Raw genomic sequence first — 23,214 nt, 5'->3', positions numbered from 1 at the left:
CTCGGGTCGCAGGCGGGCGTGTGCGGACGGGGCGTGCCCTTGCACGGGACGCTGACGAGCGAGGGCTCGCCGTTCGCGGGGAAGCTCGCGGCGCTCATCGGGCACTGGGGCGGTCGCGTCGCGGCAGCCGCCCGGCGACCAGGTCGTAGGAATCCTCGATCGCGTCGGTGATCAGCCGCTCGGTGATGCCGGGTCCCGGCCCCAGTGAGATCCAGTGGCGTTTGTCGAGATAGCGGCCCGGTGTGATCGAGGCGTAGCCGCGTTCTTGCGCGCGGGCGTGTTCGGGTTCGCACTTGACCGTGATGATCTGTTCGTCCGGGTCGTCGGTGACGATCAGGAACACCTTGCCCGCGACCTTGTACACGTCGAGTCCCGGGGTGAAGGGGTATCCGTGGCTGACGTCGGGGAGGGCCAGGGCCGCCTGACGGGCGGTGTCCTGGAGCCGGTCACCGGCCGCGTTCACCGGGCCGCCCGTGCGCCGATGCCGTAGGTGTGCGGGTCGACGGGCTGCTCGGCCTTGGGCAGGTGGGCGACGACGAGCCGGTAGGAGTCGGTGACGAGCTCCCTGACGAGCTCATTGTCGACGCCTTCTCCGCTCTCCAGGGTGATCCAGTGCTTCTTGTTCATGTGGTAGCCGGGGGTGATGTGGCTGTACTGCTCCCGCAGGGCGTGGGCCTCGCCGGGGTCCGCCTTGAGGATCACGACGGGCCGCCCCGGGACTTCGGTCATCAGCATGAACACCTTGCCGCGTACCTTGTAGACCTCCCAGGCGGGGCCGAAGGGGTGCTCCAGCTGGGCTCCGGGGAGTTCCTCCGCGCAGTCGGCGGCGGTCTTGTGCAGGGCCGATCCGTTCATGGGTGGTGAGCCTTCTCAGGTGGTGACGGACTGTGGCATCGAAGGAGGCGGAGGGCGCGCCGCGCGGGCGCGGTGGCACGTCCCATCCTTCCGCCGAAGCCGACCGGAAGGGCGGTAGGCTGCGGACACGTGATGGTCGACAAGCGACACTCCGGGCCGAGCGGGCAGGCCGGACCAGCCGCGGTTCCGCTGTACGGTTTCCAGCCCCCGGTCGGTACTCCCTACGGCCTTGAGGTGAGTACCATCGAGGACTTCTTCGCCCAGCACGACGACTGGCCGTGGAACCCGCCCCGTCCGGGCCGTGCCACCTTCCACTACCTCATCGCGATCACCGAGGGTGAGCTGCGGCACGACGTCGACCACGTCACGCGGACCGTCGCCCCCGGCCAGTGGCTGTGGGTGCGTCCCGGGCACGCGCAGCGCTGGCATCCGCCCGGCGCGGCCCGCGGCCCGTTCATCCTGTTCGAACCGGACGTGCTGCGGCCCGACCTCGCCCGTCTCCTGGCCCCGCTCACCGCGCACGAGGCCCCTGCCGTGCTCAGCCCGCACCCCGACGACGCCGCCTGGCTCCAGCAGACGGCACTCCAGCTCCTGGACGAACATCGCGCACTGGGGCGGCGCCCCCTCGACATCCACCACGCCCTGCGGCGCAGCCTGCTCGAGTCGCTGCTGCTGCGCCTGGCCAACTCCCCGGGCATCGCCCCCATCGGCACGGCCACGGCCGGCACCGGCCGCGCCCACAGGTACGGGCGCTTCCTGGACGCCTTGGAGCTGCACTTTCGCGAGCTGCACCAAGCCGCGGACTACGCCGAGTTGCTCGGCTGCTCGGTCCGCACCCTCAGCCGCGCCGCCCGGGACGTCACCGGCAAGGGAGTACGCGAGCTCATCGACGAGCGGCGCCTCCTGGAAGCCCGGCGCCTGCTGGGAGCTGCCCGGTGGGATGCCCGGGCCGTGGCCGTCCACCTCGGCTTCACCGATCCCGCGAACTTCGGCCGCTTCTTCCGCGACCGCACCGGCCTCACCCCGGCCGCCTTCGCGGCCCGCGCAGTGAGGACCGACGCGTGACGGAAACGCGGCGGAGGCCCCTTGCCCGTCGGGAGGCGATGACTCCCGGCGCGGTCAGTCTGTGGTGAAGCTGGACAGCATCGCAGCGGGGTAGCGGCTGCCTGCCGAGCCGTGAGGAAGGATCTCAGTGATGCGGGCCAGATCGGCGGCCGAGAGCTGGACGTCGACGGCGCCGGCGTTCTCCTCAAGGCGCTTGGTGCTGCGGGTGCCGGGAATGGGCGCGATGTCCTCGCCCTGGGCGAGCAACCAGGCCAGCGCGAGCTGGGCGGTAGTGATGCCCCTGGTGTCGGCCAGATTCTTGAGCTGTTCGATGGCGTGCACGTTGTACGTGTAGTTCTCGCCCTGCCAACGCTCGTCCCAGCTGCGCATGTCGTCCGCGGCGTACTCGCTCGCGGGCTTGACCTGGCCGGCGAGGAAGCCGCGGCCGAGCGGGGAGTAGGGCACCAGGCCGATGCCGAGTTCCCGCAGAACGGGAGGGATCTTCTCCTCCACCTCCCGCTCGAAGAGCGAGTACTCGTACTGGAGCACGGAGACCGGGGTGACGGCGTGGGCGCGGCGAATGTACTGGGGGCCGACGTTGCTCAGGCCGAAGTACTTCACCTTGCCCTCGGCGATCGACATCGCCCGACTCTCCCCCTTGGGCTTTGAGCATTTCAACATGCTCGGCCGCTACAGTTTCTCCTTGCCCGACCTGGTCCGCGACGGACAGCTGAGGCCGCTGCGCACACCCCCGCCTGCCGAGTAGCCCCTCGCGTTCAGCGCGCCGGATGCTCCCGAACCGGAAAGCCCTCGGCGAGCATCCGGCGCACCTGCTCATGCGAGATCCCGGCACTCGTGCCGATCTTGCGCAGGCCCCATCCCTCACCCCGCGCGTCCGCCATCGCCGCGATCAATGCCGCGCCGGTCACCTGCTCCAGCATCGCGCGCAGCTCCGACAGCCGCCGCAGCCGCAGCGCGGGCGCGAGATCAACGATCTCCCAGCAAAAACGATCGATATCAGCACGCAGGAACGCCACACCCTCAGAATCCGCCATCGGGCAAGCCTGCCCTGGTCAGGCCCATGGCGTCAAAACATGTGACACTAAGCCCGGTTGGCCGTTCCGCTCCTACTGGCAGGCCTTACTCGAGCGGCGCCACTCGGCTCGGGTTCGCGCCGGTGCTCCGAGGCTGTGCCAGGCGGCGCACCATCACACCGACGAACTCCTCGCCTCGCACGAAGCCGAAGTCCCGGGAGTCCCAGCTGGTGTCCGGATTGTCGCCCCGCACGATCAGGGCATGCCGCGGCACGATGGTCTCGGGTGCGTCGCGAAAGGCCGGAAAGCCCTGTCTCGGTACGGGATCTCCGGCAACCGCGACCGCCCGTTTCACAAGCAACCGCCAACCGGGATGATCCGGCTTCTCCGGCAACTCCTCCTCGCCACCCGGTTCGAGACCCGGTGGCAGCCCGTCGATGGGCGGTGGATCGTCGATCCGGATGACCACGATCTGACCCGCGTGGACCCGCCTCGTCCTGCGGACGAGCAGCATGTCCCCGGAACGCAGGGTGGGTTCCATGCTCGGCCCGTCAACGGTGGCCACCAGGTAGCGTCGGCGGATCCACCACAGCCAGGCTCCCAGCGCCAGCACGCCGCCTGCCAAAGAGAACAACCCGCTCCCCGTCATCGAGCCTCCTGGTATCCCGCCGCCTGGAGCCGAAACAGGCGAGCGTAGTGACCGTCCGCGGACAGCAGCGCCTCGTGCGGTCCCCACTCGGCGATCCGCCCATCGTGGAGTACGGCGATGAGGTCGGCATCGCGAACGGCACTGAGCCGGTGGGAGATCAGCAGGCTCGTACGGCCCTGCCGGTACTCCCGAATACGGGTGTGGACCTCGTGCTCGGCCTCCGGGTCGAGGCCGGAGCTGGGCTCGTCGAGGATCATCAGATCCCTGCCATCGCGGACAAGAGCCCTGGCCAGCGCCAAGCGCTGCCACTGCCCGCCCGAAAGCACCACCCCCGTTTCCGGATCGCCCTTGTCCGCCTCGGAGAAGAACATGCGCGTGAGCAGCGTGTCGTAGCCGCGCGGCAGCCCCGAGAGTGTCTCGTGCACTCCCGCGCGAACGGCCGCGTCTCTGATTCGGGCCGGCTCGTCCAGGGCGGGCAGGTCGCCGAGCCCGATGTTCTCGGCGGCGGACATGTCGAAGTTCATGTGGTCCTGGAACACGGCGCTGATCCGCTCGCGGAGCGCGGGAGGCGGGATGTCCCGCAGATCCACGCCGTCCCACAGGATCTGGCCGCGCGTCGGATCGTACATCCTGCACACGAGCTTGATGAGGGTGCTCTTGCCCGCGCCGTTCAACCCGACGAGGGCGACCGAACGGCCGTGGGGAATCGTCAGATCGACGCCGCGCAGCACCCACGGGTGATCGTCGTCGTAGCGAAACCAGACATCTCGCAGCTCCAGGCCCCGGCGCAGCACGGGAGCCGTTCCCTGCGTCACGCTCGGCAGATCAGGCTCGGCCCTGATCACCGCGAGGTAATGAGAGAAGGTGAGGAGCTGCTGGTGGAAGGACGCGATCGAGGAGACCAGCGTGTCCAGCGCGGCCTGCACACCGCCGACGGCCGCGACGAACATGGCGACGTCGCCGACGCTGAGCGAGCCCTGACGGGCGGCCATGATCGCCCACCACAGCCCGGCGCCCGCGACGGCCGCGCTCAGTACGGTCAGCCCGCCCTGAGTGAGCAGTTCCCGGCGGTCCATCTGGCTCTCCGCGGCGTCGGCCTCGCGCCGCTCGCTCATCATCCGTGCGCGAAGGAAGGCGCCGATGCCGAACAGCCGGATCTCCACGGCGGCCTGCACGCCGGTGAGCAGCCGGCTGTAGAAGAACTCGCGGCGGTGTATCTGCTCCGTCTCCCACTGCATGGCGGCCCGCCTGCGTGACAGGAGCAGTTCGGCGACCAGCGCCGGGATGGCGGCCAGCAGCACCAGCGCGGTCATGACGGGACTGAGGATCAGCAGGGACCCCACGAACCCGATGAGGGACAAGGCGCCGTGCAGGCTTCCGCACAATCCGCTGACGAGATCGGCCGTGCTCCCGGCGCCCTCCTGCGCCAGCCGCAGCCGGTCGAGGAACACCGGATCCTCGAAACGCCTTAGACCGACTTGCCGCTCGGCCGCCTCGAAGAGCCGGTCGGTCGCGGCGGCTCCCGCGCGGCGGCCGGTCTGAGCGCGCAGGTAGCGCCCGATTCCCGGAAGCGCGGCGGCCGACAGACCCGCGGCCGCGAGCCCGAGCGCGAGCCCCGCGACCGCGCCGTCGGAGGTGGCCAGCCGGTCGATGACCGATTTGGTGAGCCATGCGGTGGCGATCGGGGCCGCCGCCCCGGCGAGCGTCACGACGGCATAGCCGGCCACCCCTGCTGAGGCTGACCGCCAGGCCAGCGACACGGCCTCCACCGCTGCCGAGACCAGGTCCCGCAGTCCGGCCCGGCTGCGCGCGCCCGGCACGTCGGCCTGGCCGCCGCTCATGCCGGCGACGCGACAGGCAGGTCCTCCAGGCGGCCGCCCGCGGCGACGACGCGGTGATCGGAGCCGAGAAGATAGACCGCCGGCGTCCATGTGTTCTGGAACGCGCCGGCCACCGGGCCGTCGAAGTCCTCCTCGAGCACCCGGGCCACCGGCGTGAGTGCTGCCACCATGTCGGCCTCGTCCCCGGCGACCGCCGCCAGCACGTTCTGCCGTCCCAGGGCGCGGGCGTGCGCCACGAACTGGGGGATGAGCTTGTGGCAGGGTTCGCATCCGGCGGAGAAGAACCCGACCAGTCCGGCGACCGAGTCGTGGGACACCGGCTCGCCGTCGACGGTGACGGCGGCGAACTCGCCGATGGGTGAGCCGGGACCCAGCGCGATGGGGGGTCCGGCATGCTGGACGTTTCCCTCGCCCAGCTGTCGTATGCGGCGGACAAGGCTCAGGGTGAGCAGCAGGTTCAACACGCACAGCACGCCGATGAGCACGACAGCGGCGGTCAGGTAGGGCATCAGGGGTTCCTCACGAAGAGATCGACGATGTCGTCGAAGGAGGCGATCGGTGAGCGGGCGGCGGCCGGCCGCCGCCCGCGGACGCTATGCCGACCGCGTCAGCAGGTGCCGACCTTGATCGTCTGGCACCCCTGGTCGAGGCAGCAAGCACGGAGGTACTTGACCCCGTTCTTGCAGTAGTAGGTGTTGGTGCAGGCGGCTTCCACGCTCACCTTGTGGGCGAGGCGTGCAAGCAGACGATCTACGAGACCCATCATGATGTCGTCTCCTCTCCGGCCTTGCGGCCGAAACGATGATGATCACGATGATCTGGACTTCCGAATTACGGCGCAACGGTCGAAATTAAATTCCCGCCCGCCGATAAAGGGGGCCAGGTTACTGATATTTCGGATGGAAAGCAGTGTTCTATGTATGGACCGGAAAGGGGGTTCCATGCGGATCGGGAGCATGATCGGGGCAACCTTCCACGGCGATGGACGGGACCTTGCGCTGCCGATAATGACCAGGTCAAGCCCCTGCGAGGGCTTCGCGTGGCGTACGCGAGTTCCTCTTCAGAGGGCCTCGGGCGCTTGACCCAGCAGTGCCGCGGACGTCGACCGCTCCGGTGCGCCGATGGCCGTGAACAACGCATGGGCCTGTCCCCAATGGCGATGAGACTCCTCGCGCGCCGTGCCTTTCACGGCATGGCCGAGCGTCATCAGGGCGCGTGCGTACTCCAGCCGCTGCCCGGATCGCCGCGCGTGTTCCAGGGCTTGCTCGCACGCCTGCACGCACTGCTCGACCTCGCCCGCCGCCAGGTTGATGGCGGCGAGCAGGCCGTGCAGCCGTGGCAGATTCAAAAGATTGGACGTGAGCGACAGCTTCAGCGACCGCTCCGCCTCCTCCCGCGCGGCCGCGTACCTGCCTTGGCGGCAATGGAACTCCGCGCGGCCGAGCAACACCTCGTCCAGGTCGATGCCCGTGTGCTCGGCGAGGTCCAGCGCGGCATCGAGGCGGGCCAGCGCGCTGTCGGCCCTGCCGAGCTCCACCTCCGCCGCCGCCATGCCGGTCAGCGAGGCGATCTGGCACCGGCGGTTCCCGACTTCTTCGGCGATGGCCAGACTCCGGCCGAAGACGTCGATCGCCCGCTCGTAGTGGCCGGCCTCACGGTGCACCGAGCCGAACGTCTCGTACGTCACCGCCTCGGCGTACCGCAATCCGTCGGCCTGGGCCAGAGCCAGCGCTTCCTCCAGGGACTCCAGCGCCTCAGGGAAGCGGGCCTGCCTCCCGCGCACGAGGGCCTGATTGACCAGCGTCAGCGTCTGGAGATGCCGATCGCCGGCCTGCCTGGCCAGAGGCAGGCAGGCCCGCAGGCATTCCTCCGCACGGTCCAGCCGGGCGAGTCTGAGGTAGGCCGAGGCCAGGTTGTTCAGCCCGCGTGTCTCGCCGCGCACCGACCCGAGCACGTGATGGATCTCCACCGACCGCCGATACCGCGCGATGGCCTGGTGCGGCTCTCCCTGCTGTTTGAGCACCACGCCGCAGCCTTGCAGCGCCCTGGCCTCGCCCAGCGGCCAGCCCGCCCGGCGCGACAACGCCAGCGCGCGCTCGTAGTGATCCATGGCATTGTTGAGGTCGGCCATGCGCCATCGGGCCAGTCCGAGCGAGTAATGCATCGCGGCCTGCCCTCCAAGGTGCTGCTCCTCCTCGGCGGCGGCCAGCGCCATCCGCGCCAGACGCAGCCACTCCCCCTGGGTCCGCCGGTGATGCAGGATGTCGGTCAGGGCCTCGACCAGCAGCCACGCGTACGGCCGTGGCCCGTGCGCGGCCGCGTACGACACGGCTGCCGCCAGGTTGTCCCACTCGATGTCGAGCCAGTCGAGGGCGTCCGCGGCGGCGTCGAAGGCCGTCGGAACGACATCCGGCTGAGCCTCGTCATAGGCGAGCTCCGCGGCTGCGAAACCGGCCACCGCGGTGGCGCCGACGACCGTGCGCAGGTAGTAGTCGAGCAGCCGCTGGACGGCGGCCCACCGCTCGCTCGCGGAGTCCTCGGCGAGGCTGCGCTGCGCGGCGTACTCCAGCACCAGGTCATGAGCGGCGAAACGGTGCGGCCCCGTTTCCTTGATCAGGTGAATCCGCGCCACCGTAGCGAGAAGATCCTCCGCGCGGTCCTGGCCGGTCCCCGTCAGGGCGGCTGCCGCCGCGGGTGAGATGCCGCCGCCCCGTGCCAGGCTGAGCAGGCGGAACATTCGCTGCGCCGCCGGCGGCAGCGCCTTGTGCGACAGGTCGAGAGCCGCCTGTACAGCCACGCTCTCATCGCCCTCCACACGCAACCTCACCAGCCGCCCCCGGTCCGCGAGCTGATGGACGTAATGGCCGATCAGCCGGTGCCCATGGTCGCCGATCCAGGACACGGCTATGGACAGGGCCAGTGGCAGCCGGCCACAGAGCGCCACGAGCTCTTCGGCGGCCTCCGGCTCCCGGAGCAGGCGGTCCTCTCCGATGCCTTGGGCGAGCAGTTGGCGCGCCTCCCCGCGCTGCAGCACGTCCAGTGTGAGGCGCTCGATCCCGTCCACGGCCACCAGGCCGCCCAGCCGGTTGCGGCTCGTGATGACGGCCCGGCATCCAGGATCCCCGGGCAGCAACGCGCGTACCTGCTCCGGGTCGGCCACATCGTCCAGGACCACCAGCACGCGCCGTCCCGCCAGGAGCGAGCGGTAGAGCGCGATCTGAGCGTCCAGCTCGACCGGTATGTCCTTCGCCGCCGCGCCGAGCCCCTGCAAGAGCAGCTGCAGCGCCTCGGGTAAGGACATCGGCTCGCGCTGGTCGAAGCCCCGCATGTCGAGGAACAACTGCCCGTCGGGGAAGAGATCGCTCGAGCGATGTGCCCACCGGATCGCCAGCGCGCTCTTCCCCACCCCCGCGGGGCCGACCACGAGCGTCACCCGGCCGGCGTCCATGCGCTGGAACTCCGAAGAGCGGCCCACGAAACGGCTGGTGACGTGCGGGAGCTGGCGCGGCACGGGCGCCGACCTGGCCGTCTCGGCCGCCGGCGCCTCCTCCAGCAGGCTCTGGTGAAGCCGCTGCAGCTCTCCGCTCGGTTCCACCCCGACCTCGCCCACGAGCCTCGCCCGGAAGTCCCGGTAGAGCGCCAGAGCGTCGGGGAGCCGTCCGTCGTCGCGCAGTGCCCGCATGAACAGCGCGTGGGGCCGCTCCCGAAGCGGCTGTTCGGTGAGAAGCCGCGTCAGCCCGGGGATGGCCGCCCGGCTCCGCCCCATCCCGAGCAGCGCCGCGGCGTGGCCCTCGGCCGCCTCGCACCTGAGCTCCTCAAGCCGGAAGCGCTCCGCATGAGCGACAGGGTCGGTCAGATCGGCGAAGGGGCCGCCACGCCACAGCGCGAGAGCCCGGTCGTACAGATCCAGCGCGGCCTGGTGCCGGTCGTCCCCGGCGGCGTGCCGCGCGCTGTCCACCAGGCAGGCGAACTCCTCGGCGTCCACCGCGGCCGCTCCGGCGGCGATCATGTATCCCGGGCTGCGGGTGAGAACGACATCCCGTCCATGGGGACCGAGCGCCCGCCGGAGCTCGGCGATCAGCGCGCGCAGCCGCGCCGGGGCGGAGGGCGGCAGATCATCGCCCCAAACGCGGTCGGCCAGCCGTTCCACGGACACCACACCACCGGCGTCCAGCAGCAGGGCCGACAGCAGCGCCCGCTGCCGGCCGGTCAGATGGACAGCCCGGCCCTCGACCGTGATCTCCAGAGGACCAAGCAGGAGGAATCGGACACCGGACAAGATCACGGTCCGAGGCTAGTCCACCCCTCCGACAGGGGCAATTTGCCTGCGTGCCAGATCCATGCGGCGTCCATGCGCGCGGCTGCTGCTGAGCGCAGGCGAGAGGGCATCCAGCCGTATGGACGTCAGTCCTGCGACGTTACACAGGGCTACTCTGGGACTCAGGTCACGTTCGGGAGACCCCCCCGAGCATGGCCATGCTGTTCTTGCCCGGCCGAAATGCGATAACGGCCAGGTCGTGATCTGCACACCGACCGGAATCACGCCCGTGCGAGGGGGCCGAGCGCGTCGTGGAGCTGCCGCCGGTTGGTGATGCCGAGTTTGCGGTAAGCGTGGGCCAGATGGGTCTCCACGGTCTTGATGGTGACGAACAAGGCTTGGGCGATCTGGCCGTTGCTGTGGCCGTGCAGGGCGAGGAGGGCGACGCGGCGTTCGGCCGGGGTGAGGGCGTCGATGCCGGCGGTGGCGGCGCGGCGCGGCCGTACGCCGGCGGCGTGCAGTTCGGCCCGGGCTCGCTCGGCGAGCGGATGGGCGCGCATCCGCTCGGCGAGTTCCAGGCCCTGGCGGAGCGGTTGCCGGCACTCCTTCCGGCGGCCGGCCCGGCGCAGGGCCGCGCCGAGGTCGACGAGGGCGTGTGCGTGTTCGAGCGCCGCGGGGGTCTCCTGGAGGATGTGGGAAGCCTCGGTGAGGAGGTCGAGGTCGGGGCGCGGGCGGGCGACCAGGCCGGCGACGCGCAGCGCGGCCCCCACGGCCTGTGGCACGCCGACGGCGCGGGCGCGTTCGGCCTCCTGCGCGGCGAGCAGCATCGCGGTGCGGTGGTCGCCGAGGTGATGCGCGGCGAGGGCGGCCGTGGCGCGCCATGGAAGCAGGCCGGGGTGGTCTATCTCGTAGATCTGCTCAAGGTGGCGGCCGACGGCCCGGGCGTGTTCGAGCGCGGCCGCGGGCTCGCCGCGGAGCAGGGCGATCCGGGCGCGGGAGTCGAGTACGAGGGCGATGTCCATGCTGTCGGGCGGGCGCTTGTCGGCCAGGTGCAGCGCCTGCTCGGCGGCGGCCGCGTCGCCCTGTTCGAGGTGTATGCGGGCGAGGAGGGAGCCGATCCAGCCGCCCGCTGAGATCCAGCCCTCGTCGTACGGTATCCGCGCCGCCTCCAGATCGGCCAGCGCCGCGGTGAGCGCCCCCAGGTGGTAGCGGGCGAGCGCGCGGTGGTAGCTGGCCGAGGCGTAGGCGAGGAAGTCTCCCCGGCGGCCGGCGGCGGACAGTGCCGCGTCGGCGGCGGCCTCCGCGGCGGTCAGCTCGCCCGCGATGACGAGGGAGTGGACGACGACGCCCAGCAGGCCTCCGTGTCCGCTCCGGCCCACCAAAGGGTCGCGGGCCAGCGCGAGCGCGGCCATCCGCCGCACGTCCGCCGAGGGGTCTCCGGCCAGCGCGAACCTGAGTGTGACGTGGGCCAGCAGACCCGGTTGGTCGGGCGGCCGTCCCCGCCGGGCCTCGGCGAGCACCGGGGCCAGCAGCAGCTCGCCGTCGCGCCGCAGCGGCGGGTGAAACGTCGAGACCATGAGGTAGCCGGCCAGCGCGTTCTGCCACTTCGCGCTGCCCGGCTCGAGTAACGCCAGTGCCTCGTGATGGGCCGCGGCGGCCCCGGCGAAGTCGTCGCGGGCGTGACGGACCTGCGTGAGAAGGTTCAGCGCGCGCAACTTGATGTGCGGGGATGCCTCGCCGAGCAGGGCGAGCCCCTCGGTCACCGAGGCGAGCGCGCCGATGTCGCCGGCGACCATCTGCGCATGCGCCAACTCGACCAAGAGCTCGCCGCGCCGCTCCCCGGGGGTCTCATCTGGCCGGGCGCGGCGCAGCAACCGGACGGCGGCGGCCGGGTCGCCGCGGCGCACCGCCTGGCCGGCCGCCTCGCGCAGCACCCGCGCCACGCCGGGGTCACCCTCGGGGCGGGTGGCCAGCAGGTGACCGGCGATCTTCTCGATGCCCTCATCGTCAGCGGCGAGCAGGTCGGCGGCCCGGCGATGGGCGCGGGCACGGGCGAAGGCGGGCAGGTCGGCGTGGACGGCGGCGGCGATGAGCGGGTGGACGAACTCCAGCGGGTCGCCGGGGCGGAGCAGGTGCGCCGCCGCGAGGACGTCGGCGGCCCGCTCGGCCGGCGCCAGCTCGAGTCCCGCGTGGACGGCGGCGCGGCGCAGCGGCGTGCCGTCGCCGAGCACGGCGGCCGAGGCGGCGAGCCTGCCCGCGTCGGCGGGTAGCCGGGCCAGCCGCGCCAGCACCGAGCGGAGCACCGTGTCGGGCACGATATTCGCGACCGCGTCCGCCGCCGGAACACCTCCGTCGGCCTGGAGCGAGCGCAGCAGTTCGCCGACCAGGAACGGGTTCCCACCGCTGGCGTGCGCCACCGCGGCGGCCAGGCCGTCCTCGGCGCCCGGGAAGGCGTCGGCCACCAGCCGGTCGACCGCCACCGCGCTCAACGGCGCAGGGGTCAGCAGGCGGTGCGGCGGACGCGCCGCCAGCGCGCGCAGGGCGGAGACGTCGGACCCGGCCTCGCCGTCCCGCACCGCCACCACCATGGCGACGGGCAGCCTGCCGACTCGGTCGGCCAGCATCGCCAGGAAGCGCAGCGACGCCTCGTCCGCCCATTGCGCGTCGTCGACGACGACCAGTATGGGGCGCCTGGCATCGGCCCGATCCCAGGCGGTCATGTTCGCGGCCAGCCAGCACATACCGTGCAGCATCACGTTCGTGTCGGGACGGGCGGCCAAACCGGCCCCGGGGAGGATCTCGGGGAACAGCGGGGCGGCCGGCGCGGCCATGCCGTGCACCAGCCGGGCGCGCTCGTCCGGGGCGGTGGCGACCAGCGGTGGCGTCAGCAGTTCGAGCGCGACGCCGAGCGCGATCTCACGCTCCAGTTCGCGCCCGCGCCCCTCCAGCACCCGCAGTCCGGCCGCCCGGCCGCAGTCGGCCGCCGCTGCCAGCAGACTCGTCTTCCCCGCTCCGGGCGGTCCCTGCACCACGGCCAAACAGCCGTCGCCGGCGCGGGCGGCATCCACCCCCGCCCGCAGGGCGCCGATCTCCTCGGCCCGCTCCAGCATGGACCACTCGCCCACCCGCACCGCCACGCCACAACCGTATGCCGACCGGCCCGCTCCGTTGAAATCTCTCTGAGGGCAGGGCGGCAAATGTCAGGGTGGCGACCCTGACGCGGCTGATCCGCAGCCGCATGAGACTGCGCTGGTGAGCGAATCTGGGCAGCGCGCCCGGCTGACCGTGGACGTCGATCTGTCAGCCGACCCGATCGAGGGCGTCCTGGGTCACCGGCACGGGGCCGACAAACCGTTCGTCGGCTGGGTGGCGCTCATCCGCGCGCTGGAACTCGCCCTCGACGCCGAGCGCGTCCATCCCGATTCCCCGCCGACCAGCTGACCGCCGGACAGCCGTCCCCGGGAGACCGGGACCGAGCGCCGGATACGGCGTCCAGCACGATGAGACCTCTGGAGTTCCCATGCCGATCGACCATGCCCTCCCCTTGCGGGTCGACGCCGACTCGCGCCTGTCCGAGGACGTCCTGCTGATCGAGCCGCTCAGCGTTGATCCGGAGGCGGCCAACCACACCTCGATCGCGGTGGACTCCGACGGCAACCGGCTGCTCCTCGCCATCACGCCGGGCGCGGGCGCCGCGGAACTGCGTGCGTCGGCGGATTCGGCGTCGGGCTACTCGCTGCGACCGCTGCCGCGGGGGTCGGGGGCGCGGGAGATCGTGTCGCTGGCGGACGGAGACGGCCTCGTCAACGCCTTCCTCGCGACCGACTCCGCCTTGCTGCGCTTGGTTCGGGGCCGCGCCGGGGAGTGGAGCGACCCGCAGGAGCTGCCGCCGGCCACCGGGCTGAGCGTCACTGAGATCCCGCTGACCGGGGAGTACGCGGTGAGCGGGATAACCCCGGACGGCAACCTGACGATCTGCGCGGCAGACGGCGGGAAGTGGGCCGCGGTCAAAGTCGACGTGCGCCGCGAGCTGCTCGGCGGGGAGGCCCGGCTGGCGTACACCTCGCCGGACGCATGGGTGCTGTTCGGCGCGGCCGGGGGCGCGCTGCGGGTCTGGCCCGGCGTCGAGGGGCGCGTGGCGGCGGATCCGGCGGTGGTCAAGACGAAGGCGCCGGTCGCGCGGTTGCTGGCGGCGTACTCGCACGCCGACTCCGCCATGGCGGTGTTCACCGACACCGGGCACAACCTGTACACCTCGGTGAACTTCAGTGACACGGCGGCCCGGATCCCGCTCGGCGAGATCGTCCGGGGTTCGGCCGTGGTGGACGACGGCGGGCTGGTGCATTGCTACGGGTGCGCCCCGGACGGCAGGCTGTGGCAGCTGCGGCAGACCGCGTGGGCGGCGGACGGCTCGCCCGTGTGGGCGCCCATCTTCCCGCTGGACACCGACGCGATCCAGGTGCGGACCCCCGCGGCGGGCTTCGGCGCGCTCGTCGTGACCCGGGTGGACGGCACAGTCGACCTGCTCAGCCGGGACGGCCCGCGCGGCGGGTGGGCCCGGGTGCCGGTGCACTGCCAGGCCGCCGCCGCGCCGATGCGGGTGTCGCGCTACCGGACCCGGCTGACGGTCACCGATGCGAACGGCCTGCCGTGCCGGGAAATCAAGGTGGAGCTGACGCCGTCACGGCTGGTGGGCCTGGAGAGCGGGGGGCGGGCCGCGGTCGCGCGGCCGGGCCTGCCCGCCGTGCTCACCACGGACAAGACAGGCGCCGTCGAGTTCACCCAACCCGCCGTGGGCCTCGACGCGGTCACCTTCACCGCGCGCGCCGGCGGCGCCCCGGATCCGCTGACGATCGTCCCGCACGGCTACGTGCACGAGGCGCTGGCGGGGGCCTCGCCGGTGTTCACCGGTTCGGCGTCGGTCCCTCCGATGAGCAAGCAGACGCTGCTGGCCGCACGGGTGAACGGCCGGCCGCTGGCCCCGGATCTGACGCCGGAGCTGGCCGGGGTCGCCGCGGAGGCCATCGTCGAGGTCGCCAAGCTCGGCGGCGCCGGCGCGAAGCCGGCCGCGGGACTCAAAACCGCCGCAAGGGCCGGAGCCCTCGTGGACGCACCCGCTCTCGCCGGATTCGAAGTGGACTTTCGCGACCCCGCCGCGCCGCGATTCATCAGATATGAGACGCACGCCGCGTTCGCGGCGAGGCTGGCGGAATTCCATGCCGCGCCCGGGAAGGCACCGGATGGGAGGATCCTTCCCGGACAGGTCGTGGCGAGGAAGGTTCCCCCCGGGGAGGTCGTCGCGAGCGAGATCTTCACGGCGAGCGTCGGGGACTGGCTCCATGACCTCTGGAACTCGATCAAGTCGGGCGCTGTCAAGCTGCTCAACTTCATCGTCGATCCGAACGGCCAGACCGCCTCGGCGCTGGTGAAGTCCGCCGAGGGGATCTGGACTCAGGTGAAGGGCCTGGCCCTGGCGGGCGCGGCCGAGGCCGCCTCGTTCATTCAGGGCGTGCTCAACACGGTCGGGGCCGCCTTCGACACCTTCAAGGACTGGATGCAGGACGCCTTCCACTGGCGTTCGATCTGGCGCACCATGGACGCCTTCTACGGGTATGTCACCGACGGGCTCTCCTCGGTCTCCGGCTGGCTCGGGGAGGCCGCCCCGGTGGCGGCCGGACGCTTCTTCAGGGATCTGAAGTCGGAGCTGAACACCGGGCTCGACACGGTCGCGGCCCTGCTGGGCGACACCACGATCGGCGAGATCACACACGGGCGGCTGCGCCTGCTGCCCGCACCTGGGACCAAGCGCTCGCCCGCCTTGACGGCGGCGCTGTCGGGCAGCCCCGCGCAGCACAACTACGTGCTGTCGAAGATGCTGTCGAACCTGCCCGACCAGCCCTCCCCGGTGATCCCGGGGCTTCCCGACGGCTTCGCGGAGAAGATCGCCAAGGCGATCGACGACATGGGCGCCGTTCAGGATGGCGAGCAGACGGTGCGGGACCTGACGGCGCTGTGCGGCACGCTGTTCCGAGACCCGTCCCGGGCGGGCGACATCCGTGTCGCGGATCTGCTGGCGGCCTTCCGCGACCTGATCGACCTGGCCTTGGACTGCGCCGACATCCTCGCCGTGGTGCTGCTGGAGTTCGCGGCGGCGATCATCCGCGGGCTGCTCGACGTGCTCACCACGCCGATGACCGACGTGCCGGTGCTCAGCTGGCTCTGGGAGCACGTGGTGCGGCCGGACGAGAGCGACGACCCGATGACGCTGGGGCGGATCCTGTGCCTCGTGCTCGCCGCCCCCGTGACCCTCGCCTGCCTGCTGGACACCGGCCGCGGGCCGTATGACGCCTCGAGGACGGCGAGCGTACAGGCCGCGCGCGGCGTCTCGGCACTGGACGACGCGAAGTGGTACACCTCCGATCTGCTGATCATCATCGACATGTTGGCCGACACGATCAACATGGAGGACGCCGCCGCCGACATGGCCAACCCCGGAGGTGCGGGCGTCAGCCTGAAATCGGTGTTCTTCAACGCGCTGGATGTGGTGGCGAACGGGGTCGTCCAGGTCCTTTTCAGCCCCGCGTTCCCCTGGAAGTGGGACTGGTCGTCCATGACCAGAGGCGCGCGGTTCACCAACGCGACGTGGATCGGCCTGTGGGCGCCCATCCTCTCCGACGGGGCGTTCGTCCTGGTGGACATCATCACGGGCTGCCTAGACGTGGCACGCAAGCCGGTGCCCGCGGCGCTGACGAAGCTGAACTTCCGGCTGAACGCGAGCATCGACTACGTCCTGGCCGCCGTCCTCACCGGCACGGGCGTGGCCGGGGCCGCCTACCAGCTCTCCGACCACGACCCCGGAGTGTCCGGCCTGGACGTCTTCGAGGCCATCGCGCAACCGCTCCCCTGGCTGGGCCAGATCCTCCTGCTGCCCCAAGTCGTCGCGGAGACCGAGGGGCTCTCCTCGTTCGTGCAGATATGCCTCTGGGACCCGATCGGCGACTTCGACTACGACAGGGTGGCGACATCATGACCGCAGGACCAAGCCGCGACGACATCCTCGCCCGGCTGCGGGGCAAGGGCGTGACGCAAGGCTGGGACGTGGTGTACGCCCTGTCCGCGCACAAGGTGAACGAGCTGTTCCAGCGCCAGTTCGTGCTGGACCTGAGCACCGGGAGCCACCTGCCCCCGGTGACGGGCAGCGTCCCGGTCATCGGGGACTACGCGGTCGAGTTCGACGACGTCGTACTCGGCCACCCGCTGATCGCCTTCGACCCCGAACGGGACCCGCAGGCGGCGCTGCTCACGATTCCGGTCGTCGCCGGGATCGTCCGCGTCGTCGTCGCCGACGCCGCCACGGCCAACGTCGTCTCCACCCAGTGGATCACCGAGGGCCACGGCTACACGATCACCGGCATGGTGCCCCTCGCCAAAGTGAAAGGGGAGGTCGGTGAGCAGACCCACGTCGTCCTGCGGATCGAGGACGGCAGGGACTTCTTCGCCGGGCTCGGCATGCCGGACGCGGCAGCCACCCTGCTCGGCACGTATTTCCTCGGCTTCCTGCGCGACCACGCCACCGGCTATCGGTACGCCTTGGGCACTCTCGACTACACCCCCAACAGCACCGACCTCACCCCCGTCGGCGACTTCGAGCTGGCCACCCAGCGCGACCAGAGCGACCCGGACGACGCCGGACGGGTGCTGCTGTTCGTCCCCACGAAGTATTACCAGCGGGGCGGCAGCCAGACGACGCTCCCGCTGGCCAACCCGGTTCCCGCGGGGATGGACGCGGCGCTGCTGGTGTCGAGCCGGGTGTTCTTCGGCGAGATCATGCCGATCGCCCTGTACGACGCCCTGGCGCGGGGCGGTGAAGGCGTCACCGTCGCGGCGGCCGGCGACCGGGATGACGCGTGGTCGGTGTCGACCACCGGCGGGCGCGCCTACATGCAGGCGCGGTTGTCGCTGCCCATCGGATCCATCCAGCCCGGATGGTGCGGCGGTCTGGAGCCGGTGATGGTCACCCTGAGAGACATCACCTTCTCCGCCCAGTCCGGCCGGCTCACCGGCAAGTGGAAGCACGACTGGCCGCAGCCGTGGAGCGTGGAGGTCTCCACCCCGTTCACGTACTGCCAGGACGGCCAGGTCACGATGACGGTCGAGCTGGACATTTCCTACCTGCCATCGGTCGACCCGGTCACCGCGGTGATCTCCTTTCAGCCCGACGGCGGGGTCAAGGTGAGCTACACCGCACCGGACGTGGGGTTCGACCTGTTCGACAAGAAGGAGACACAGCAAGGGGTCTCCGAATGGATCTCCGCCCAGGTCTGCCACAAGCTCGGCAACCTGCTGCTCGGCTTCGACATCCCGCACGTCGGGGCCTTCGCCGTGACCAACCTCCTGTTCCCCGGCCGGCAGACGTCCCGGCTGGAGAGCGCGCACGTGCCCGGCGACCTGGTCGCGTTCGGAACGCTGCGGACATCCGACCTGACCGTGACGCCACCGGTGGCCGCCGTGGCGACCGGGGAGACGCTGCGGCTGTCGGCCGACCGGCCGGTCTCCTGGTCCGTGCCGCGCGGCGGCGGGAAGATCGACGCGACCGGCCTCTACACGCCCCCTACCGCGGTGACGGGGTCCAAGGTGGTCGTGGTCACCGCCACCACAGACGGCAAGGACAAGGCGCAGGCGTACGCGGCGGTCGTGGTAAGCCCGGCGGACGTGCGGATCGCGCCGGTCATCTCCGTCCTCCCGGCCCGCTCCCAGCCGCAGGCCTTCACCGCGGTCCTGCCCGGGGCCGCCGGCAAGGCCCTCTGGTCGCTCTCCCCCGACCTCGGCTCGGTGGACGCCAACGGCGTGTACACCCCGCCCAAAAAGATCGACAAGCCCACCGCCGTGACGATCAGCGCACGGATCGGCGACCGTACCGGCCGGGCGCAGATCGTCGTCCTCCCGTCGATGCCCGCCGCCATGCAGGTCACGCCGTACGCCCCCGCGCCGCTCGGACCGGGCGGCACGCTGTCCTTCGCCGCGACGCTCGGCGGCGACCCGGCCGAGGCCAAGTGGAGCGTCCTGCCGCAGGTGGGCGCGATCGACCAGAAGGGCGTCTACGCCGCGCCCGAGCGGATCGAGACGCCGCAGGCCGTCCTGGTGATGGCCGCCGACCCCCGCACCCCCGCCCTCGGCGGCACCGCCGTCGTGCTCCTCACCCCCGAGAGCTCGGAGGACATGTCATGACCGCGCCCGCGCCACTGATCCACCGGCCGATCCAATCCCTCCAGGAGCTCGGCGACCACCTCCAGCTGGCGCTGGGCGTCGAGCTGTCCACGATCCCGCCGTACCTCTGCGCCCTCTACTCGATCAGCGACCCGGCCTCGGAGGCGTCCCGCCTCATCCGCGGGGTGGTGATCGAGGAGATGCTGCACATGATGCAGGTCGCCAACCTCATGAACGCGATCGGCCGCATCCCCTCGCTAGAGCCGAAATACGTGCCCAGCTACCCCTCGAACCTGCTGGGCCACGCGGCCGGCGGGCCGTTCATCCAGCTCCAGCCGCTCTCCCCGGCGCTCGCGCGCACGGTGTTCATGCGGATCGAGAAGCCGGAGCCGAGCCCGGACGCGCCCGCCGAGGACGAGCCGTACGACACCATCGGACAGTTCTACAAGGCGATCGAACTGGGCTTCGTCACCTGCGTCGACAAGCTCGGCGAGAAGGGGGTGTTCGGGCAGGACACCGGGTTCCAGCGGGACGACACCTACATCGGGCCGGGTGGCGGCGAGCTGCACATCGTGCACGATCTGGACACGGTGACGGCCGCCATCATGGAGATCGTCCAGCAGGGCGAGGGGGCGCTGATCCAGCAGCCGCCCGTACCGTACGAGGAGCCGTACGGCGGCTACGACCACTACGGCGAGCGGTTCGACGGCACCTACGGCCCGATCATCGGCACCCCCTGGGAGCTGTCCCACTACCGCAGGTTTCAGCGGATCGCCGAGGGCCAGGTGAGCCTGCCGCCGATCTACCCGATGCAGGCGAACCCGTCCGACGCCGACCTCGACGGCGACTTCCGCCGCCTGTCCCATCTGTTCGACAACTGCTACACGCTGGTGCTGACCGCGCTCGGCGAGGCGTTCGGCAGGACGACCGCGCCGCGCCCGTTCTTCCAGACGGCCTTTCCCGTCATGCAGGCGGCCCTGCCCGCCCTGGCGACGCTGCTGATGCGTACCCCGCTGAATCCGGCCGCCGATCCCGAACTGGGGCCGACCGCCGGGCCGGCGTTCATCTACCGGCCGCTACCGGTGGCGGACATCGCGGCGGAGGCCGCCGGCCTGCTCGCCCGGCCGCCGGCCGGCCTGGGCGGCGACTACCGCCTGATCTGGCGCCACAACCTCGGCGTCGTCCACCGGACGCTGTCGGGCGTCCTCGCCGACGACGGCTCCTTCAGTTCGCTGCACGGATGACAGGGAGATCCACCGTGATGTCGTATCGCATCCATCCGGCCGTCGGCGTCGTCAGGGTCGGCGACAGCCCCGAGTTCTACCTCGCCCCGGAAAAGCGCGGCAGCCTGCCGATCCTGCCCGACGGCGGCGCGTTCACCCCCGCCGACTTCCGCGACAAGGACGGCAATCTGCGCAGGCAGGGCGAGCGATTCGAGGTCTACTCCTACCGCGACGAGAGCGACCCCGGCCGCCCGGTGCGTCCCGGGCAGGACGGGGTGGAGCGGATCGAATGGACCGTCCATCTCGCGAACAAGAAGGCGATCTGGTACGAGTTCATGGTCAACGCCGGAGAGTCGGGCTACGCCCCCGATCACCCCCTGCGCAACGCCGGGGTGAGCGACCCGGCCGACCGGGAGAAGATGATCATCGATCCGGGGCCACGTACGCTGAAGGACGCGGGCGAGTCAGTCGCCTTCTCCCGGACCGACAACCCCGACGGCTACCCGATGACGTTCCCGCCGCAGCGGCTCCAACCGGCGTCCGTGAACAGCCTCGGCGAGCTGCACACCGACCGGGAGGGGCGGCTCATCGTGCTCGGCGGCTTCGGCGCCTCGGGCAGCTCCGCCGCCGAGCCGGTGGCCGACGACTACGCCAACAACGACACCTGGTGGGACGACACCTCCGACGGCCCGGTGACCGCACGGGTCATCATGACGGACGGGCGGGCCGTGGACGTCGACGCGTCCGCCTGGGTGATCTGCGCCCCGCCCCGCTTCGCCCCCGAGCTGACCAATCTCGTCACGCTGTACGACACGATCTTCGACGTGGCGGTGCGGAATCTCGGCCTGCGGCCCGCGATCTTCCACGACGGCCTCTGGCGGCGCGACTACCTGCCCGACTGGGAGGGCGACATCAAACCGATCCTGGAGCGAGCCCACCACTACGGCTGGGTCGTCGCGATCCCCTCCCATCCGCACGACCCCGACTTCGAGAAGCTGGGCGACCCCTCACCCGTCTACAACGGAATGCGGCGGTTCTACCTCGACCTCATCCGGCCGCCCGACACACCCGACCTGTTCACCTCCCCCGACAGCGGACTGCCCATGATGCCCTTCCTGTGCGGGGACAACTGCTTCAAACCGGGACCGCTGGCCTCGCGATACCTCACCCTGACCAGGACACAGTTCTTCTTCCTGCAGCAGTGGGCCGCCGGCGACTTCACCATCAAGGGCGCACCCGAGCCGCCGCCCGGCGAACTGCGGGACCAGGTCGCGTTGGACGCCTGCGTCGGCGGGGCCTTCTCCCCCGGCATCGAGATGACCTGGATCTGCCGCAACCCGGAGTTGTACGCCGAACCGTTCCGCATCCGCCGCAAGCCAGACGTGCGGCCACCGCTCTCCCTGGGCGGCGACCCGAGCCTGGGGCTGGAGCCCGGCGACCTGTCCAAGTACATGGCGCTGCCCTGGCAGGCCGACTTCAACGAATGCTCCCAGCAACGGATCGGCGACCGTTTCGTCTGGTGGTGGCCGGTGCAGCGGCCCGACTTCGTCTACGTCGAAGACGCGAACGGCCTGCGGCAGGTGCCCTGGGTGGGCACCGACGGAGACCAGAACGCCGACGACTACGTCGGGTTCGCCGACGACCTCGACATGGTCAAACTCTGGTCCCGCCTCGGCTTCGTGGTCAACCGCGGCACCCTCGACGCCCCCCTGTTCGTCGAGGTCGAACGCACCATGCCGCGAGACGGCCCCGCACCCGGGACCGACTCGTGAGGGATGGCACCGCGCCAGGGAACGGCGCGGCCGTATGGCGTGGCGCGGGCGCGCGGGTCGAGGTGGCACCGCGAGATGGGGTGGCCCCGCGGGATCGTGTGGCCGTGATCGGTGCCGGACCCGCCGGATGCGCGGCAGCCTTCAGGCTCCAGGCCAACGGTGTGCGGGTCGTCCTTCTCGGCGAAGGCCGCCGAAAGCGACTCCGGATGAGCGAGTCGCTCCCGGCGGCGGCCCGCCCGCTGCTGCGGCGGCTAGGCGCGTGGGAAGAATTCGAGCGGGACAGGCATCCGGCCTCGCCGGGCATCGCGTCCGCCTGGGCGGCGGCCGACCTGGCCGGCGAGGACCCCTTCACTGCTCCGCTCGGCCGGGGCTGGCTCGTCGACCGCGACCGCCTCGACGCAAGCCTGGCCGCGGCCGCCCGCTCGGCCGGGGTCCCCGTACTTCAAGGCGTACGGGTGACCGAGACGCGGCGGGACGGGGACGGGTGGCGGCTGTCGGTCCTGCACACCGGGATCACGGACGACAGTGACTCACGCCCGGGCACTCGCATCGAGTCGAGGGGCGGGCGGGGCGAGGTGCGGGCGAGATTCGTGGTGGACGCTTCGGGGCGGGCTGGGGTGCTCGCGCGCAGGCTCGGGGAGCCGGTGCAGGCGGATCGGTTGATGTGCGCGTATGCCCATCTCGACCGGCCGCCCGAGGCCGCGCGCCGGACGTTGCTCGAATCGGCCGAGGACGGCTGGTGGTACGCGGCCGCGATCAGTGCCGGCCCCGATGCCACACCGCCCGGCCGGCTCCAGACCGCTGTGGGCTTCTTCAGCGACCCCGACGTGATCCGGCGGGCGTCGGCGGCCACGCCGGGCGGCTGGCACGCTCTCCTGCGGCGTACCCGCCATGTCTACGGCCTGCTCGGAGCTCCCGGCCCGCCATCCGCCGTTCGTAGCGTCCTCGCCGCCTCCCACTGCCTGACCCGCCTGTACGGCGAGGGCTGGGCGGCGGCGGGGGACGCGGGGAGCGCGCTCGACCCGCTCTCCTCAGCCGGCGTCGTGACGGCGCTGCGCTCCGGCTTCGAGGTGGCGGACGGGGTCCAGGCGGCACTCGGCGGCGATTACGGCGCACTCGCCGCCCTCCAGCGCCGCACCCGCTCCCGCTACACCTCCTACCTGCTAGACCGCAACGGCTACTACGGCATCGAGACCCGATGGCCGGACGCCCCGTTCTGGCTGAGGCGCGCGAACAGCCGCTTCCAGCCCGGCATACTGGCCTCCCCCTACGCGTGAGCACCCGATGCCCTGCCGACCAGGTCAGATCTCTCCACTCCGACGACGCGCCGT

Annotated in this window: 17 protein-coding genes; 7 read left to right on the top strand and 10 right to left on the bottom strand. The window is 71.3% G+C overall.

Annotated features, from left to right (window positions below):
- Positions 1 to 94: 94 nt before the first annotated feature.
- Positions 95 to 463, bottom strand: coding sequence for an MmcQ/YjbR family DNA-binding protein (locus AB0L53_RS41500; RefSeq protein WP_358342375.1), 369 nt, complete (start codon positions 461 to 463; stop codon positions 95 to 97).
- Positions 460 to 855 carry an MmcQ/YjbR family DNA-binding protein gene (locus AB0L53_RS41495; protein ID WP_358342377.1) on the bottom strand — a complete coding sequence of 132 codons (396 nt, stop codon included), beginning with the start codon at positions 853 to 855 and terminating at the stop codon, positions 460 to 462. The genes AB0L53_RS41500 and AB0L53_RS41495 overlap by 4 nt, the downstream gene beginning before the upstream one ends.
- A 234-nt stretch (positions 856 to 1,089) precedes the next feature.
- Here AB0L53_RS41495 and AB0L53_RS41490 point away from each other — a divergent pair, with 234 nt between their 5' ends.
- Positions 1,090 to 1,920 carry an AraC family transcriptional regulator gene (locus AB0L53_RS41490; RefSeq protein ID WP_364006633.1) on the top strand — a complete coding sequence of 277 codons (831 nt, stop codon included), beginning with the start codon at positions 1,090 to 1,092 and terminating at the stop codon, positions 1,918 to 1,920.
- Positions 1,921 to 1,974: 54 nt separating this feature from the next.
- Here AB0L53_RS41490 and AB0L53_RS41485 read toward each other — a convergent pair whose 3' ends face one another.
- The 8 genes from AB0L53_RS41485 to AB0L53_RS41450 all read right to left on the bottom strand — a co-directional run bounded on the left by AB0L53_RS41485 (position 1,975) and on the right by AB0L53_RS41450 (position 12,818).
- The gene (locus AB0L53_RS41485; RefSeq protein WP_364006630.1) at positions 1,975 to 2,541 is read right to left on the bottom strand and encodes an aldo/keto reductase; all 567 of its coding nucleotides are present in this window, start codon (positions 2,539 to 2,541) and stop codon (positions 1,975 to 1,977) included.
- Between the two features lie 134 nt (positions 2,542 to 2,675).
- The gene (locus tag AB0L53_RS41480; protein WP_364006627.1) at positions 2,676 to 2,954 is read right to left on the bottom strand and encodes a hypothetical protein; all 279 of its coding nucleotides are present in this window, start codon (positions 2,952 to 2,954) and stop codon (positions 2,676 to 2,678) included.
- Positions 2,955 to 3,039: 85 nt separating this feature from the next.
- Positions 3,040 to 3,582, bottom strand: a complete 543-nt coding sequence (locus tag AB0L53_RS41475) for a S26 family signal peptidase (RefSeq protein WP_364006624.1) — start codon at positions 3,580 to 3,582, stop codon at positions 3,040 to 3,042.
- Positions 3,579 to 5,423 carry an ABC transporter ATP-binding protein gene (locus tag AB0L53_RS41470; RefSeq protein ID WP_364006621.1) on the bottom strand — a complete coding sequence of 615 codons (1,845 nt, stop codon included), beginning with the start codon at positions 5,421 to 5,423 and terminating at the stop codon, positions 3,579 to 3,581. Before AB0L53_RS41470 ends, AB0L53_RS41475 begins: the two co-directional genes overlap by 4 nt.
- Entirely contained in the window at positions 5,420 to 5,932 is a 513-nt protein-coding gene (locus tag AB0L53_RS41465) for a hypothetical protein (protein WP_364006618.1), read from the bottom strand. The genes AB0L53_RS41470 and AB0L53_RS41465 overlap by 4 nt, the downstream gene beginning before the upstream one ends.
- A gap of 98 nt (positions 5,933 to 6,030) precedes the next feature.
- Entirely contained in the window at positions 6,031 to 6,189 is a 159-nt protein-coding gene (locus tag AB0L53_RS41460; protein WP_364006615.1) for a hypothetical protein, read from the bottom strand.
- Positions 6,190 to 6,483: 294 nt separating this feature from the next.
- A complete protein-coding gene (locus AB0L53_RS41455) occupies positions 6,484 to 9,708 on the bottom strand; it encodes a BTAD domain-containing putative transcriptional regulator (protein ID WP_364006612.1) in 3,225 nt (1,074 codons plus the stop codon).
- Between the two features lie 254 nt (positions 9,709 to 9,962).
- A complete protein-coding gene (locus tag AB0L53_RS41450; protein WP_364006609.1) occupies positions 9,963 to 12,818 on the bottom strand; it encodes an AAA family ATPase in 2,856 nt (951 codons plus the stop codon).
- 115 nt (positions 12,819 to 12,933) lie between these two features.
- Here AB0L53_RS41450 and AB0L53_RS41445 point away from each other — a divergent pair, with 115 nt between their 5' ends.
- From AB0L53_RS41445 to AB0L53_RS41420, 6 genes are all read left to right on the top strand, one after another.
- Positions 12,934 to 13,122, top strand: coding sequence for a hypothetical protein (locus AB0L53_RS41445; protein ID WP_364006606.1), 189 nt, complete (start codon positions 12,934 to 12,936; stop codon positions 13,120 to 13,122).
- Positions 13,123 to 13,201: 79 nt separating this feature from the next.
- Positions 13,202 to 16,711, top strand: coding sequence for a hypothetical protein (locus AB0L53_RS41440; protein ID WP_364006603.1), 3,510 nt, complete (start codon positions 13,202 to 13,204; stop codon positions 16,709 to 16,711).
- Positions 16,708 to 18,909, top strand: coding sequence for a hypothetical protein (locus tag AB0L53_RS41435; RefSeq protein WP_364006600.1), 2,202 nt, complete (start codon positions 16,708 to 16,710; stop codon positions 18,907 to 18,909). Before AB0L53_RS41440 ends, AB0L53_RS41435 begins: the two co-directional genes overlap by 4 nt.
- Positions 18,906 to 20,132, top strand: a complete 1,227-nt coding sequence (locus AB0L53_RS41430; RefSeq protein ID WP_364006597.1) for a ferritin-like protein — start codon at positions 18,906 to 18,908, stop codon at positions 20,130 to 20,132. The genes AB0L53_RS41435 and AB0L53_RS41430 overlap by 4 nt, the downstream gene beginning before the upstream one ends.
- Positions 20,133 to 20,149: 17 nt before the next feature.
- Complete coding sequence (locus AB0L53_RS41425; RefSeq protein ID WP_364006594.1) at positions 20,150 to 21,883, top strand: LodA/GoxA family CTQ-dependent oxidase; 1,734 nt, start codon at positions 20,150 to 20,152, stop codon at positions 21,881 to 21,883.
- Positions 21,880 to 23,160, top strand: coding sequence for an FAD-dependent monooxygenase (locus tag AB0L53_RS41420; protein ID WP_364006591.1), 1,281 nt, complete (start codon positions 21,880 to 21,882; stop codon positions 23,158 to 23,160). Before AB0L53_RS41425 ends, AB0L53_RS41420 begins: the two co-directional genes overlap by 4 nt.
- The last annotated feature ends 54 nt before the right edge of the window (positions 23,161 to 23,214 follow it).

This window comes from Nonomuraea sp. NPDC052129 (assembly GCF_040680095.1).
In the GTDB taxonomy this organism is placed as follows: domain Bacteria; phylum Actinomycetota; class Actinomycetes; order Streptosporangiales; family Streptosporangiaceae; genus Nonomuraea.
This window is presented reverse-complemented; position numbering and strand designations above follow the sequence as displayed.